At 73.2% G+C, this 15,073-nt stretch carries 14 protein-coding genes; 6 read left to right on the top strand and 8 right to left on the bottom strand.

The genetic code is table 11. The annotated features are described in order from the left end of the window. Positions 1 to 10: 10 nt before the first annotated feature. The 5 genes from ACFVDM_RS07610 to ACFVDM_RS07590 all read right to left on the bottom strand — a co-directional run bounded on the left by ACFVDM_RS07610 (position 11) and on the right by ACFVDM_RS07590 (position 6,548). Positions 11 to 1,120, bottom strand: a complete 1,110-nt coding sequence (locus tag ACFVDM_RS07610; protein WP_383635390.1) for a peptidase C39 family protein — start codon at positions 1,118 to 1,120, stop codon at positions 11 to 13. A 108-nt stretch (positions 1,121 to 1,228) separates the two neighbouring features. After that, positions 1,229 to 3,340 carry an iron ABC transporter permease gene (locus ACFVDM_RS07605; protein ID WP_383634497.1) on the bottom strand — a complete coding sequence of 704 codons (2,112 nt, stop codon included), beginning with the start codon at positions 3,338 to 3,340 and terminating at the stop codon, positions 1,229 to 1,231. A gap of 32 nt (positions 3,341 to 3,372) precedes the next feature. Then, positions 3,373 to 4,440 (bottom strand): iron-siderophore ABC transporter substrate-binding protein, encoded by a 1,068-nt coding sequence (locus tag ACFVDM_RS07600; RefSeq protein ID WP_383634495.1) that lies wholly within the window; start codon positions 4,438 to 4,440, stop codon positions 3,373 to 3,375. 90 nt (positions 4,441 to 4,530) lie between these two features. Continuing rightward, positions 4,531 to 5,397: an ABC transporter ATP-binding protein gene (locus ACFVDM_RS07595; RefSeq protein ID WP_383634493.1), complete on the bottom strand. Its 867-nt coding sequence runs from the start codon at positions 5,395 to 5,397 to the stop codon at positions 4,531 to 4,533. A 278-nt stretch (positions 5,398 to 5,675) separates the two neighbouring features. After that, complete coding sequence (locus tag ACFVDM_RS07590) at positions 5,676 to 6,548, bottom strand: helix-turn-helix domain-containing protein (RefSeq protein ID WP_383634491.1); 873 nt, start codon at positions 6,546 to 6,548, stop codon at positions 5,676 to 5,678. Between the two features lie 188 nt (positions 6,549 to 6,736). On the opposite strand from ACFVDM_RS07590, the gene ACFVDM_RS07585 reads away from it, so the two are divergent. Then, complete coding sequence (locus ACFVDM_RS07585; protein ID WP_383634489.1) at positions 6,737 to 7,396, top strand: DUF6542 domain-containing protein; 660 nt, start codon at positions 6,737 to 6,739, stop codon at positions 7,394 to 7,396. A 114-nt stretch (positions 7,397 to 7,510) separates the two neighbouring features. On the opposite strand, the gene ppgK is transcribed toward ACFVDM_RS07585, so the two are convergent. Together ppgK and ACFVDM_RS07575 are read right to left on the bottom strand one after the other, a co-directional pair. Then, a complete protein-coding gene (gene ppgK, locus ACFVDM_RS07580; RefSeq protein ID WP_383634487.1) occupies positions 7,511 to 8,248 on the bottom strand; it encodes a polyphosphate--glucose phosphotransferase in 738 nt (245 codons plus the stop codon). Between the two features lie 77 nt (positions 8,249 to 8,325). Then, positions 8,326 to 9,315, bottom strand: coding sequence for a 4-hydroxy-3-methylbut-2-enyl diphosphate reductase (locus tag ACFVDM_RS07575; protein ID WP_383634485.1), 990 nt, complete (start codon positions 9,313 to 9,315; stop codon positions 8,326 to 8,328). 104 nt (positions 9,316 to 9,419) lie between these two features. Here ACFVDM_RS07575 and ACFVDM_RS07570 point away from each other — a divergent pair, with 104 nt between their 5' ends. The 4 genes from ACFVDM_RS07570 to ACFVDM_RS07555 all read left to right on the top strand — a co-directional run bounded on the left by ACFVDM_RS07570 (position 9,420) and on the right by ACFVDM_RS07555 (position 13,215). After that, complete coding sequence (locus tag ACFVDM_RS07570; protein WP_383634483.1) at positions 9,420 to 10,784, top strand: APC family permease; 1,365 nt, start codon at positions 9,420 to 9,422, stop codon at positions 10,782 to 10,784. A 171-nt stretch (positions 10,785 to 10,955) separates the two neighbouring features. Next, positions 10,956 to 12,209 carry an exodeoxyribonuclease VII large subunit gene (gene xseA, locus ACFVDM_RS07565; protein ID WP_383634481.1) on the top strand — a complete coding sequence of 418 codons (1,254 nt, stop codon included), beginning with the start codon at positions 10,956 to 10,958 and terminating at the stop codon, positions 12,207 to 12,209. Between the two features lie 10 nt (positions 12,210 to 12,219). Then, on the top strand, positions 12,220 to 12,489 hold the full coding sequence (locus tag ACFVDM_RS07560; RefSeq protein ID WP_383634479.1) for an exodeoxyribonuclease VII small subunit: 270 nt from the start codon (positions 12,220 to 12,222) through the stop codon (positions 12,487 to 12,489). Between the two features lie 135 nt (positions 12,490 to 12,624). Then, positions 12,625 to 13,215 (top strand): malonic semialdehyde reductase, encoded by a 591-nt coding sequence (locus tag ACFVDM_RS07555; RefSeq protein WP_383634477.1) that lies wholly within the window; start codon positions 12,625 to 12,627, stop codon positions 13,213 to 13,215. Between the two features lie 73 nt (positions 13,216 to 13,288). On the opposite strand, the gene ACFVDM_RS07550 is transcribed toward ACFVDM_RS07555, so the two are convergent. Then, entirely contained in the window at positions 13,289 to 13,807 is a 519-nt protein-coding gene (locus tag ACFVDM_RS07550; protein WP_383634475.1) for a DUF4245 domain-containing protein, read from the bottom strand. Between the two features lie 141 nt (positions 13,808 to 13,948). Here ACFVDM_RS07550 and glpX point away from each other — a divergent pair, with 141 nt between their 5' ends. Then, complete coding sequence (gene glpX / locus ACFVDM_RS07545; protein ID WP_383634473.1) at positions 13,949 to 14,980, top strand: class II fructose-bisphosphatase; 1,032 nt, start codon at positions 13,949 to 13,951, stop codon at positions 14,978 to 14,980. Positions 14,981 to 15,073: the final 93 nt, after the last annotated feature.

Below are 15,073 nucleotides of genomic sequence, written 5' to 3'. Positions count from 1 at the left end.
TCGGGGGCGTTCACCGGTGCGGGCGGCCGAGGGTCACCGCTCCGCGGAAGCCGCCCGGAGCCATCGTCGACATGGTGTCGAGGGACGCGTCGGGCACCGGCAGGAGGTGGGCGTCGACCCAGGTGTCCCCCGTCGCGGCGTTGGCCCAGGGGTCCTCGATCACGAGGGCGCCGGGCACGGCGCCGTGGCAGAGCACCCAGTGCGGCACGTCGAACCCCTGCATCGCGGCGAGCGAGAGAAGGAGCAGGACGTGGTCGCGCCGGCCGATCGCCTCCCGGACCGCGCTCAGGGGGAGGTGGTGCGGGTCGACGGGGACGCCCAGGCGCTCCGCCTCCGCTCGGGACACCTCCTGGAGCAGGGCGCGCCACTCCTGGTCGTCCGGCGCGAGGTGGTCGAGCAGGACGGGGCGGTCGGTGTCGAGGTGGACCGTGACACGGGACGACGGCCTGGCCCTGCGCAGGGCGACCCCCAGCCCGACGGGTTCGCACGCCATGACGTTGTTCGCGTCGCGCCACAGCGTCAGCTCCGCCCGGCGGTCGAGCGCCTCGCGCGGCAGGACTCCCGCGTGCGCCTGGGCGACCAGGGCGGTGACGGCGCCGCAGGTGAAGTGGGTGCTCTGTCCGTAGTACGGAGGTGGCGCCACCATGTCGGCGTACGCGTGCTCCCTCGCCCGGCCCTCGGGTACAGACGCCATCGCCGCGTCCTCCTCCGCAGGCGCCGCCACCAGTTCCTCGTACAGCCAGCGCACATAGCCGGTTTCCGGGCCCGCCGCGCCCTGCGCCTGCGCGACCGGCGGGTCCAGGGCGGTGAAGCCCGCGGCCGCCGCTTCCTCGGGGGTCGCCGTCCACCCCTCCCATTTCAGCTGGACCAGTCCTCGGCGGACCGCGTGGGCGGTGACCGCCGCAAGGGCCGCCGGTACGTCCCCGACGGCATCGACGATCTTCAGATACGCCGTCCCCGGACGGGCCGTCACCAGCGCGGCGGCGGTCCAGTCGTCGCCCCTCTCACCGGCTACGGCCACCACGTGCGGGGCATGGGCCGAGCGGTCCACCGACCGCCAGCGCTCCGCCACCCCGGGGTGCCCGAGCCGCGCCGACACCTCCTCCGGCTCGTACGGCATGACGACGACACTCTGCACAGACCGCACGAAACTCTCCTGACACGATACGGATGGGAACGGAGTCGGGGACGGGGACGGGGAAGTACGGAGGCACGGACCTGCCCGGCCTCACGCCCGCGACCGCCGGAGCACCCAGACGAAGTACGGGGCCCCGACCAGCGCGATCATCAGGCCCGCCGGCACCTGCGCGGGGGCGACGACCGTGCGGCCCAGCGCGTCGGCGACGCAGACAAGCAGGCCGCCGAGCAGCATCGCGACGGGGATCGCGCGGGCCTGGCGGGCGCCCACGAGGGACCGGGCGAGGTGCGGGGCGACGAGCCCCACGAAGCCGACGACCCCGACGGCGACCACACCGAGGGCCGCGAGCACCGCGGCGATCGCCAGCGCGGTGAAGCGGGTGCGCTCCACGCGGACGCCGACCAGGCGCGGGGTGTCCTCGTCGACGGCGAGCAGGTCGAGCCGCTCGCGCAGGAGCAGCAGGGCGGGGAGGGCGAGCGCCAGGCCGATGGCGACCGGGACGACGTCGGGGAACGTACGGCCGTACGTCGTCCCGGAGAGCCAGGTGAAGATGCGGGGGGTGTTGTACGGGTCGGCGCGCAGCAGGAGGAACGTGGTCACCGCGCTGAGCCCGTACCCCGTACCGATCCCGATCAGGACGAACCGGTCGGGCAGGAAGCCCCCGCGCCGGGCCAGCAGGGCGATCAGACCGAACGTGGCGAGGCCGGCCGCGACGGCGACCGTGATGAGCACCGGCCGTCCGCCGCCCAGGCCCGAGGTGGCGACGCCCGCCGCGCCCAGTCCGGCGCCCGCCGTGATGCCGAGGATCCCCGGCTCCGCGAGCGGGTTGCGTACGGTGCCCTGCACGACGCATCCGGCCAGTCCGAGCGCCGCGCCCGCGAGCACCGCGGCGGTCACCCGCGGCACCCGGTCGTCGAGCGCCTGGCCGACCAGACCGGGGGCGGTGCCGCGGATCCAGAGGGCGAGGTCCCCGGTGCGCAGCCAGAGGCTGCCCGCCAGGACGGCCACGAGGACGGCGGCGGCCAGCAGGACCAGCGCGCCGGCCACGAGGAGGAGGTAGCCGCGACGGGAGCGCACGGCGACCCGGGCCGGCGGGGGCTGCCGCAGCCGGCCCGTGTCGCGCAGCCGCAGCGCGAGGACCACGATCACGACGGAGCCGAGCAGGGTGGTCGGCACCCCGGTGGGGATGGAGGCCGCCCCGTCCGCCCCCTGTACGGCGCGCAGGACCGCGTCCGCGAGCAGGATGAGCAGCGCGCCGAGCAGCCCGGCCGCGGGGATCAGCAGCAGGTGCCGGCGCAGTGCGCGGACCCGCCCGGCCAGCAGTCGGGCCAGGACGGGGGCGCCCAGGCCGACGAAGGCCATCGGGCCGGCGAGGGTCACGGAGGTGCTGGTCAGGAGCACCGCGCAGACCACGGCGGCCACCCGGGTGGAGCGGACGGGCACACCGAGGGTGGCCGCGGTGTCGTCGCCCAGGTTCATGACGTCCAGCCGCCGGGAGAGGGTCAGGGCGGCGCAGAGCACCACGAGGACGAGCGGGATCGCGCGCAGCGACGCGTCGATGTTCAGCTGGGAGAGCGAGCCGCTGCCCCAGGCGTAGAGGCCGGTCGTGTTCTGTTTGAACAGGATGAGGAGCATCCCGGTCGCGGAGTCCAGGGCCATCGCCATGGCCGATCCGGCGAGGACGAGGCGGGTGCCGGAGGTGCCGGCGGCCCGGCCCGCGAGGAGCAGGACGAGGGCCGCCGCGACGAGGCCGCCGGCGAAGGCGACGGCGCCCGACGCCCAGAGCGGGGCGGTGACGCCGAAGGCGGCGACGAGCGTGACGGCGCAGTAGGAGCCGGCCGAGACGGCGAGGGTGTCGGGCGAGGCGAGGGTGTTGTGCGTGACGGACTGGAGCAGGGTGCCGGCGCAGCCGAGGGCGAAGCCCACCGCCACGCCCGCGAACAGGCGCGGCAGCCGTGAGCCGGTGAGGATCTCGCCGACGGGTGCGCCGTCGGCGTTCTCCGGCTGCCCGGTGAGGTGGCGCAGCAGGTCGGTGACGCCGACGCCGGAGGTCCCCTGGGTCAGATGCCAGAGCCCCACCAGGACGGTCGCGGCAAGGAGGGCGGCCAGGACGGCCGCCCCGGCCGGGCCGCCGCCGCGCTCCTCGCGCGACGGGACGGCCGGTTCCGACACAGCCCGTTCCGACGCGACCCGTTCCGACACCGCTCGTTCCCGCCCCGCTCGGTGCGCGGTGCTCACTTCTTGTCGAGTACGTCGACGTAGGCGTCGATCGCCTGCTCGTTGGAGCGGGGGCCGCCGGCGCCCCACACCCGTGCCGGGAAGGCGTGGGCGCGGCCTTCCTTCACGGCCGGGAGGGTCTTCCAGATCGGGTTCTTCTCCAGCGCGGCGACATATCCGCCGGCGCCCTCGTCGTTGGCGTAGAAGAGGTTGGCGCCGCCCACGGCGACGAGTCCTTCGACGTCCGTCTGCGCGAGGCCGTAGGAGGGATCGACGCCTCCGTTGCCGTGCTTCTTGTCGACGCTGCTGGTCCAGGCGGGCTTCAGTCCGAGTTCCTTGCCGAGTTCGGTGAAGAGGGCGCCGTCGCTGTAGGGGCGTACGGTGAGGTTGCCGCCCTCCAGCCAGCCGTCGAAGAAGACGAAGTCGCGGGTCGGCAGGTCGGCGTCGATGACCTTCTGCTTGGCCTCGGCCAGGTGGGCGTCGAACTCCTTGAGCACCTGGTCGGCACGCTCGGTGCGGCCGGTCGCCTTGCCGATCATGCTGAACACCTCGCGCATGTTCCCGATCGGGTCCTTGGGGTTCGCGCCGCGCGTGGCCATCACGGGGACGCCGCGCTTCTCCAGCTTCTTGATCGTCTCGTCCTTCGCGTCGAACGCCTCGACGACGATGAGGTCGGGCTCGGTGGCGTAGAGGGTGTCGAGGTCGGGCTCCTCGCGGGTGCCGATGTCCGTCACCCCGGCGGGCAGCTTCTCCGCGCTGACCCAGGTGCTGTACCCCTTGACGTCGGAGACGGCGGTGGGGGTGACGCAGAGGGTCAGCGCGTCCTCGACCTGCTGCCATTCCAGGACGGCGATGCGCTGGGCGGGCTTGTCGAGCTTCACCTGGCGGCCGACGCCGTCCGTGAGGGTGACCGGCCCGGTCGAGGTGGCCGTGGTGTCCTGGGCGCAGTCCTTCGACGCGGGGGACGGGTCGGCGCTGCTGCCGGCCTTGACCGCATCGGCGTCGGTCGTCCCGCAGGACGTGAGGGCGAACAGGGCGAGTCCGGCCGAGGCGGCTGCGGACGTCAGGCGACGGGCACGGTTCATGAGGGTTCTCTTTCTCCGACCGGTCGGACGGACCGGTCTGAAACGATTCGAAGGGGCGGCGTACGGGCCGCTCCGGGAGGGTGGCGCGCGTCAGGAGAGGTGGCGCCCGAGTGGGTCGATGCGCAGACGGCCCGTACGCGGGTCGATGCCGGCCTCGACCCGGATGTCGTAGACCTCGCCGATGTTCGCGGCGGTGAGGACGTCGGCGGGCGGTCCGGCCGCGTACACCCGGCCGTCCCGCATGAGGACGAGCGTGTCCGCGATCCGGGCGGCGTGGTCCAGGTCGTGCAGCACGATGCCGACCGCGATGCCGTGCTGTTCCACGAGGTCCCGCACCAGGTCGAGCGTCTCGAACTGGTACCTGAGGTCCAGGTGGTTGGTGGGTTCGTCCAGCAGGACGACGCCGGTGTCCTGGGCGAGGCAGGCGGCGAGCCACACCCGCTGCATCTCCCCGCCGGACAGTTCGCCGACCTGGCGCGCCGCCATGTCCCGTACGCCGGTGACGCCCATGGCCCGGTCGACGGCGGCCGTGTCCTCGGGGGCCGGTCCGGCGAAGCCGCGCCGGTAGGGGTGGCGTCCGAACGCCACGACCTCCGCGACCGTCAGCCCCTGGGGAGCGGGCCTCGACTGGGAGAACAGCGTCACCTCGCGGGCGAACCGGCGGGGGGTGAGCAGCGCCGCGTCGTACTCCTCGGGTCCGTCGGGAACGCCGAGCGTCACCCGGCCCGCGTCCGCCCGGTGCAGCCGGGCGAGCGCGCGCAGCAGCGTGGACTTCCCGCTGCCGTTCGGCCCGACGAGGGCCGTCACCCGGCCGGATTCCAGGGTGACCGAGACCCCGTGGACGACCTGTTCGCCGCCGTAGCGCAGCACCAGGTCGCGCCCGTTGAGCGCGGCGGCCGGGGCTGTCGCGGAACGGGCCGGGGGTTCTCCGGTACGCCGGAAGGGGCTGGTGAGCATGAGAGGGTCCGGATGGTCGCAGGGGTGCGGGCGGCGGCACCCCGCCCTGCCGTCACCGGCCGGGCCGCGCGCCCGTCCGCGCACGGGCAGCGCCGAGCACGTCGAGCAACAACTAAGGGTTACCTAACTTCGGGAAGTCTATATTCCGCTTAGCGGGCCGACAATCAGGTGTTCTCGCCACCCGATACGGGATTCCGGACACCCCGGAGGGCCGCGTCAGCCACGCGGAACGGCCTCCCGGACCCGCCGGAGGACCGCGTCGGCCCTGCCTGAGCAGATCAAGGACTCATGGACTCCGGGGTCCGCCCGGACACCGGGTCCGCGGCGCCGAAGAACGCGCCCGGTGTGGTTCCCATGACCCGCCGGAACGCGGCGATGAAGGTGCTGGGCTGGGCGTAGCCGAGACTCTCGGAGACCGACGTCACGTCCCATCCGTCGGAGAGCAGCATCAGGGCCCGGTGCACCCGGAGCATCTGCCGCCACTGCGCGAAGGAGAGACCCGTCGTCCGGCGGAACGCGCGGGTGACCGTACGGTCGCTGCTCCCCAGCTCCCGCGCCCAGTCCTCCAGCGAGCGCCCGTCGGCGGGGTCGTCGAGCAGGGCTTCGGCGATCGCGTCGATCCGGGGGTCGCCGGGCAGCCGCAGCGCGAGCTGGTGCTCCGAGGGCCGGATCACGTCGAACACGACGGACTCCGCCCGCAGCCGGGCCGCCTCGTCGAGATCGGTACGCGCCAGATGGGTGAGCAGGGACGTGAGCAGCGGCGTCATCTCGATGGCCTTCGGTTCCCCGAACGCGATCGGCGTGCGGTCGGGGGCGAAGAAGGCGTCGTGGAAGCGCGCGCCCCCGGTCGCCCGGCCGGCGTGCACCACTCCGGCGGGCATCCACAGTCCGTGTCCCTCGAACACGGTGAAGACGCGGTCGCCGACCCGGGAGGTCAGCGTCCCGCCGCGCACCCAGACGAGTTCGTGCAGGTGGTGGGCGTGCGGCGGCCATTCCGTGGGGGCGGGGACGACCCGGAACTCGGCGACGACTGCGCTGGAGGCCCCCGAGGCCCCGGACCGCTCCGGGAGCGCCCCGGCCCGGCGCATCACCGTGCCCGCCTCGCGCCGCCACATCCCCGGGGTCATCTCACCGCGGGACGCCCGAACCATGCGGACGAGTCTAGGCGCCGTGCGAGACCGCCCGTTCGCGCGACGGCGCGCGGAACCCCCGTCCGCGCCCCGGCGCCGGGTCCTGACCGGTTCCCGTTGGGCCGTGTGGCATCGAACTCATCGCCAAGCTCGGCCAAAGCGCGTGTCCCGCACCCGCTTCCCCGTACCCGGCGACCTACGTTGTCCCGGTGGAGCAGCCCAGGACACGTCCCCCGCAGCGTAGGCAGACCCGTCAGACCCCCCTGTCCCCGCTCAAAACCCATGCGGCCCCGGGCGCCGGTGCCCGCACCGGTCAGGTCTCCGGGGCGCCCGTCCACCGGGGGCCGGGCGGCACGGCACGTCCGGGGGGCCCGGCCGTGCCGGTCCTGCGGCGGCTGCCGAACCCGCGGCTGACCGGGATCGGGGCGGGGCTCTTCGCCGCCGCCGTGATGTTCGTCCTCGCCTGCCTGGACTGGCTGGTCCTCGACGCCTCGCCGACCGTCTACGGCGTGCTCTTCCTGCCGGTCAGCGCGCTCACCGCGCTCTGGGTCCGCCCCGCGGACCTGGTCACCGCGCCGATCAGCGTCCCGATCGCCTTCGCCGTCGGCGTCATCCCGATCGCCGGCGGAACGGGCGGCATCGGCGGGCAGACCATGGCCGTCGTCACCGCGCTCGCCGTGCACGCCGGCTGGCTGTACGGCGGCACCCTCGTGGCCGGGATCATCGCCACCGTACGCAAGGTCCGTCTGATGCGGGCCCGGCAGCGGCGGCTCGTCATCGCCGCCCACACCGGCCGGCCCGCCGGCTCCCCCGCCGCCGCACCCCGGCCCGCGAGCCGGACGACGCCCCGCCGCACCACACCGCAGTGAGCCCCGGGGGTCAGCGCCACGCCGCAGGGAGCACGGCAGCCTCAGCGCCCCGCCGCACCACGCCACCGTGAGCGCGCGCGGGGTCAGCGCCACGCCGCAGTGAGCCCGGGAGCCTCAGCGCCCCGCCGCCGCCATCGCCGCGCCGACGATCCCCGCGTTGTTCTGCAGCTCCGCCGGGACCATCTCGGCCCGTACGTGCTCGATCAGCGGCAGGAACTTGTCGGCCTTCCGGCTGACGCCCCCGCCGATGACGAACAGCTCCGGCGAGAACAGCATCTCCACATGGGCCAGGTACTTCTGCACCCGGTGCGCCCAGTGGTGCCAGCTCAGGTCCTCGTCCTCCTTGGCCTTCGTGGAGGCGTGCTTCTCGGCGTCGTGGCCGTGCAGCTCCAGATGGCCCAGCTCCGTGTTGGGGACGAGCCTGCCGTCGATGAAGAGCGCGCTGCCGATGCCCGTACCGAGGGTCAGCACGATCACGGTGCCCTTGCGGCCCCGGCCCGCGCCGAAGGTCATCTCGGCGATGCCGGCCGCGTCCGCGTCGTTCAGGAGCGTGACCGGGAGGCCCAGCTTCCCGCCGAGCAGGGTGCGGGCGTCCAGGTCGATCCAGCCCTTGTCCACATTGGCCGCGGTGCGCGTCAGACCGTCCGTGACGACGCCCGGGAAGGTGATGCCGACCGGGCCCTTCCAGTCGAAGTGGCCGACCACCTCGGCCACGCATCCGGCCACGTCCTCAGGGGTGGCCGGATGCGGGGTGAGCACCTTGTGGCGCGGCTGCGCCAGATCGCCGCGGTCCAGGTCCACGGGCGCGCCCTTGATCCCGGAACCACCGATGTCCACACCGAAGATCTCCATGGGATCCACGGTACGGGCAGCCGGGCCCGCCCACTTCCGGAACGGGAAGCCCGGGGGAACGCGGGCCCCCGCGGCGGCTACTCGGCCGCCAGCTCCGCCGCCTCGGCGCGCAGGTCGCGGCGGAGTTCCTTCGGCAGCGAGAAGACGATGGACTCCTCCGCCGCCTTGACGATCTCCACGTCCTCGAAACCGCGCTCGGCCAGCCAGGCCAGCACCCCGTCGACCAGCACCTCGGGCACGGAGGCACCGGAGGTGACACCGACCGTGGAGACGCCCTCCAGCCAGGCCTCGTCGATCTCGTCGGCGCCGTCGACCAGATGCGAGGCGCCCGCGCCCGCGCCGAGGGCGACCTCGACGAGGCGGACCGAGTTCGAGGAGTTCTTGGAGCCGACGACGATCACCAGGTCGGCGTCGGCGCCCATCTGCTTCACGGCGATCTGGCGGTTCTGCGTGGCGTAGCAGATGTCGTCGCTGGGCGGCGAGATCAGGAGGGGGAACTTCTCCTTGAGCGCGCCGACGGTCTCCATCGTCTCGTCGACGGAGAGCGTGGTCTGGGAGAGCCAGACGACCTTGGACGGGTCGCGTACTTCGACGTTCGCGACGTCCTCGGGGCCGTCGACCAGGGTGATGTGGTCGGGGGCCTCGCCGGAGGTGCCGATGACCTCCTCGTGGCCCTCGTGGCCGATCAGGAGGATGTCGAAGTCGTCCTGCGCGAAGCGGACGGCCTCCTTGTGGACCTTGGTGACGAGCGGGCAGGTCGCATCGATCGTGGCGAGCTTCCGCTCGGCCGCCTCCTGGTGCACGGTCGGGGCGACGCCGTGCGCGGAGAACATGACGATCGAGCCCTCGGGGACCTCCGCCGTCTCCTCGACGAAGATCGCGCCCTTCTTCTCCAGGGTCTGCACGACGTACTTGTTGTGGACGATCTCGTGGCGCACGTAGACCGGGGAGCCGTACTGCTCCAGGGCCTTCTCCACGGCGATCACGGCACGGTCCACGCCCGCGCAGTAGCCACGGGGAGCGGCGAGGAGGACGCGTCGGGGGGTCGTAGCAGTCATGCGCCCCATCGTAACGGCCTCCCCCGCGGCGGGCGGGGCCGTAAGGACGCACCTGACGGGCGCGGGGCGCGGCGGGTCGGGAGACTGATCACGACGCTACCTACGGAGGGCTCATGGCCGGCAACGCTACGGATTCCGGCTCCACGGAGCGGGCGCGCCTGCGGCGGACGCTCGGCTTCCGGGACCTGGTCGTCTACGGGCTGCTGTTCATCGCCCCGATGGCCCCGGTCGGCGTGTTCGGCACGCTGGACGCCAAGTCGGACGGGGCCGTGGCGCTCGTCTATGTCGCCGCGACGGTCGTGATGGCGTTCACCGCCTTCAGTTACGCCCAGATGGTGCGGGTGGCTCCGCTGGCCGGTTCGGTGTTCGCGTACGCGCGCAAGGGGCTCGGCGAGGGGGCGGGGTTCGTCGCCGGGTGGATGGCGATGCTCGACTACCTGCTGATCCCGGCCGTCGCGTACCTCTTCTCGGGCATCGCGATGAACGCCCTGGTCCCGGAGGTCTCGCGCTGGGTGTGGACGGCCCTCGCGGTGGTCCTCACCACCTTCCTCAACCTGTGGGGGGTGCGGGCAGCGGCCCGGGTCGGCTTCGCGGTGCTGGCCATGGAGATCGCCGTGCTCCTGGTCTTCCTGGGATCGGCGGTGGTCGTGCTCGTCCGGGACGGGGCGCAGCGCGGCTGGCTGTCGCCGCTCACCGGGGATTCCGGGTTCTCGGCGACGGCCGTGCTGGGCGCGGTCTCGGTGGCGGTGCTCTCCTATCTGGGCTTCGACGCCATCGCCTCCTTCGCCGAGGAGGTGACGGGCGGTTCGGAGAAGGTGGCCCGCGCGGTGCTGTTCTGTCTGGTGTTCGCGGGGGTGCTGTTCGTCGCCCAGGGGTATCTGGCGGCGCTCCTGGAACCGATGTCGTCGGCCGAGCTGGCCGCCGACCCGGAGGCGCAGGGGTCGGCCTTCTACGACACGGTGGATTCCGCGGTCGGCACGTGGCTGCACGATCTCGTGGCGGTCAGCAAGGCGATCGGGGCGGCGTTCGCGGCGCTGGCGGGGCAGGCGGCGGCCGGGCGGCTGGTCTTCGCGATGGCCCGGGAGCGCCGGCTGCCCGCGCTGCTGGCCAGGGTCGACGCGCGGTCGGGCGTACCGCGTCCGGCGATCCTGATCGCGGCCGCCATCACCCTGGTCGCCGCGGTGTGGGCGGCCCGGCGCGACGACGGTCTCGATCATCTGGTCTCGGTGGTGGACATCGGGGCGCTGACCGCGTTCGTGCTGCTCCACGCGTCGGTGGTCGGCTGGTTCGCGGTCCGCCGGATGGAGGGGCCGCCCGTCTGGTGGCGTCATGTCCTGGTCCCCGTGGTCGGGGCGGGCATCCTGATCGCGGTGATCGTGGAGGCGACGGGCAGCGCCCAGGTCGTCGGTGCCTGCTGGCTGGTGGTGGGGCTGGCGGTGCTCCTCGCCCAGCGGGGCCGGGTGGTGGGGCAGCCGTAGAGCCGTTCGTGGTCGACGGCGGGACGACCGTAAAGCCGTTCGTGGTCGACGGCGGGACGACCGAAGAGCCGTTCGTGGTCGACGGCGAGACGGTCGTAAAGCCGTTCGCCCGTCGGCGGTGGGGATGTCGTCGGCCCGTTCGTTGTCGGTGGCGGCCGATACGCTCGCCGCATGGCTCTGCAAACTTCTCCGGACGCCCCGCTGCCGGTCGGTGACGTGTCGCGGCTGATCGGGGGCTGGATCGACCGGCTGGGCGCGGTCTGGGTCGAGGGGCAGATCACGCAGCTCTCGCGGCGGCCGGGGGCCGGTGTGGTCTTCCTGACGCTGCGCGACCCCTCGCACGACATCTCGGTGGGCGTGACCTGTTTCCGGCAGGTGTTCGACCGGATCGCGGATGTGGTGACGGAGGGGGCGCGGGTCGTCGTCCTCGCCAAGCCCGAGTGGTACGCGCCGCGCGGCCAGCTCTCGTTGCGGGCCACGGAGATACGGCCGGTGGGCATCGGTGAACTGCTGGTGCGGCTGGAGCAGCTGAAGCGGTCCCTGGCGGGCGAGGGACTGTTCGCCGCCGACCGCAAGAAGCCGCTGCCGTTCCTGCCGCAGCTGATCGGGCTGGTCTGCGGGCGGGCCTCGGCGGCCGAGCGCGATGTGCTGGAGAACGCCCGCCGCCGCTGGCCGGCCGTCCGCTTCGAGGTGCGCAACACCGCGGTGCAGGGGGTGCACGCGGTGAATCAGGTGGTGCGGGCGGTCGAGGAGCTGGACGCGCTCGACGAGGTGGACGTGATCGTCGTGGCGCGCGGCGGGGGCAGTGTGGAGGACCTGCTGCCGTTCTCGGACGAGCAGCTGATCCGTGCGGTCGCGCGGTGCCGCACCCCGGTCGTCTCCGCGATCGGGCACGAGCCGGACTCGCCGCTGCTCGACCTGGTCGCGGACGTCCGCGCCTCCACGCCCACCGACGCGGCGAAGAAGGTCGTGCCGGACGTGGGCGAGGAGCTGGACCGGGTGCGGCAGCTGCGGGACCGGGCGCTGCGGACGGTACGGGGGCTGCTCGACCGCGAGGAGCGGGGCCTGGCCCACGCCCTGGGGCGGCCCTCGATGGAGCACCCGCACCGCATGGTGGACGAGCGCGCCGCCGAGGTGGACGCGCTGACCGGCCGCGGCCGGCGGGTGCTGGGCCATCTGCTGGACCGGGCGGACTCGGAGCTGGCCCACACCCGGGCCCGGGTCGTCGCGCTCTCCCCCGCCGCCACCCTGGAGCGCGGCTACGCGGTCCTCCAGCGGGCGGACGGCCACGTCGTCCGGTCCCCCGGGGACGCCGGCGAGGCCGGGGACGCGCTGCGGGCCCGGGTCTCGGGCGGCGAGTTCACCGTACGGGTCGCCGCACCGGACGGGGCGGCAGCCGATCAGACCGACCGAGCCGACGCATAGGGTGGATCACATGACGGACGACCAGGGCGCGGCCTCCGCCGCCACGGCGGCGACGGGCACGCTCGGCTACGAGCAGGCGCGCGACGAGCTGATCGAGGTGGTGCGCCGGCTGGAGGCCGGCGGGACCTCGCTGGAGGACTCCCTCGCGCTCTGGGAGCGCGGTGAGGAGCTGGCGGGTGTGTGTCGCCGCTGGCTGGAGGGCGCGCGGGCCCGGCTCGACGCGGCCCTGGCGGACCCGGAGGACGGCCCGGGGGGCGCCCGGTCCGCGGGTACCGAGTAGTCGCGCGGGCGCAAGGGGGCCGCACTGTGGAGTGGATCACTCCCCCACCGTTTTAGTTGAAAGTTAACCTAATCCTGCCGTACGGTGATCCGCGTTGCTCGATCCACCGTGTACGTCCGGAAGGTAATCCCCACGATGTCCCTCGCTCTTGACCCCGCCGCCCAGGACCTCCTCTTCCGCGAGGCCCGTACCGCCAACACGTTCACCGACGAGCCGGTCAGCGACGAGCAGGTCCAGGCGATCTACGACCTGGTCAAGTACGGCCCGACCGCCTTCAACCAGTCGCCGCTGCGCGTCGTCCTGGTCCGCTCGGACGAGGCCCGCGCCCGTCTGGTCTCGCACATGGCCGAGGGCAACCAGCCCAAGACCTCGACCGCCCCGCTGGTCGCGATCCTGGCCGCCGACAACGAGTTCCACGAGGAGCTCCCGGCCCTGCTGCCGCACTTCCCGCAGGCCAAGGACGCGTTCTTCTCCGAGCGCCCGGTCCGCGAGTCGGCCGCCGGTCTGAACGCCGCCCTCCAGGCCGCCTACTTCATCATCGGCGTCCGCGCCGCCGGCCTGGCCGCCGGCCCGATGACCGGCTTCGACGCCGCGGGCATCGAGAAGGAGTTCCTGGACGCCGACCACAGCCTCCTCATGGTCGTCAACATCGGCAAGCCGGGCGAGGACGCCTGGTTCCCGCGTCTGCCGCGCCTCGCGTACGACGAGGTCGTCACGACCGTCTGAGCCGCCGCCCCCAGGGGCGTACGCACACGAGGAAGGCCCCGGAGCACCGCTCCGGGGCCTTTTCCGCACCCGCTCAGGAGGTCTTGAGCGCCGCCGCCATCTCGGCCAGCCGCTCCGCCGACGCCGAGCCGGTCACGACCGTCGTGGTGCCCTTGTCGTGGCGCACCAGCGCGTCGTAGCGCGGGCCCTCCCAGCGCTGCCAGGTCTCCCCGGCCACCTGCTGGGTGCGGCCGGTGTCCTTGGCCTGCTGGCTCACCTCGGTGACGTACTTGCCGGCCGCCGCGGTCGACTGCTCGACCGCGACGTACTTCCCGTCCGGATCGATGAAGCCCAGGTGCCAGCTGTTGCCGGAGGCGCCGTCGTACCGCACGGAGGTCGCCTTCCACTCCTCCGCCAACCCGCCGGGGGCCGCCACCGGGTACGGGGCCGCGCGCCGGGCGGTCAGGAGTTCCACCCGGTAGTCGACGGGCTTGACCGGGTCGGCCTTGTCGTCGTGCGGAACGAAGAGGTAGACGACGCCCGCCACGGCGGCGATCACCATCACCGACAGGAACATGTCCCGCGCTGTCTGCTTGCCACGCTGCTTTGCCACGGACCCATCGTCGCATCAGCGCCGGCGCGTCCGAACCGGGGGCGCCCGCTCAAACGTGACCCGGTCTGCTCATTTTATCGACGTGGCGATAGAGTCACATCACCCTCATCCGGTCGTCGTCGTACAGAAAGGTGCGCTCCGATGTCCGAGCATCATCTGCCGTCGCAGTTGGAGGTCTCCCCGGAGGCCCCCGACCGCAACCTCGCCCTGGAGCTGGTCCGGGTCACCGAGGCCGCCGCCATGGCCGCCGGGCGCTGGGTCGGCCGCGGGGACAAGATCGGCGCCGACGGCGCCGCCGTGAAGGCCATGCGGACCCTCGTCTCCACCGTGTCGATGAACGGCGTCGTCGTCATCGGCGAGGGCGAGAAGGACGAGGCCCCCATGCTGTTCAACGGCGAGCGCGTCGGCGACGGCACCGGGCCCGAGGTCGACATCGCCGTCGACCCGATCGACGGCACGACGCTGAACGCCAAGGGCATGCCCAACGCGATCGCCGTGCTGGCCGCGGCGGACCGGGGCGCCATGTTCGACCCGTCCGCCGTGTTCTACATGGACAAGCTGGTGACGGGCCCGGAGGCCGCCGACTTCGTCGACATCAACGCCCCGGTCTCCGTCAACATCCGCCGCGTCGCGCGGGCGAAGAACTCGATGCCCGAGGACGTCACGGTCGTCGTCCTGGACCGGCCGCGCCACGAGGGCATCGTCAAGGAGATCCGGGAGACCGGCGCCCGGATCAAGTTCATCTCCGACGGCGACGTGGCCGGCTCCATCATGGCCGCCCGCGAGGGCACCGGCGTCGACCTGCTCATGGGCATCGGCGGCACGCCCGAGGGGATCATCTCGGCCTGCGCCATAAAGTGCCTCGGCGGGGTGATCCAGGGCAAGCTCTGGCCCAAGGACGAGGCCGAACGGCAGCGCGCCCTGGACGCCGGGCACGATCTGGACCGGGTGCTGTCCACGGACGACCTGGTCAGCGGCGACAACGTGTTCTTCGTGGCGACCGGCATCACGGACGGCGAGCTGATGCGCGGAGTGCGCTACCGCTCGGAGACCGCGACCACCGAGTCCATCGTCATGCGGTCCAAGTCCGGCACCATCCGGAAGATCGACTCCACCCACCGGCTCTCGAAGCTGCGCGCCTACAGCGCCATCGACTTCGACCGGGCGCAGTGAGTCCCCGCCGCGCGTGGTGAACCCCGCGCGGCGGGCCGCACGCCCCGGTCCCGTCCGCCCGAAGAGGCGCCCCCCATGTGCGGTGGGGGCGCC

Source organism: Streptomyces sp. NPDC057682 (genome assembly GCF_042799575.1).
Classification (GTDB): Bacteria; Actinomycetota; Actinomycetes; order Streptomycetales; family Streptomycetaceae; genus Streptomyces.
This window is presented reverse-complemented; position numbering and strand designations above follow the sequence as displayed.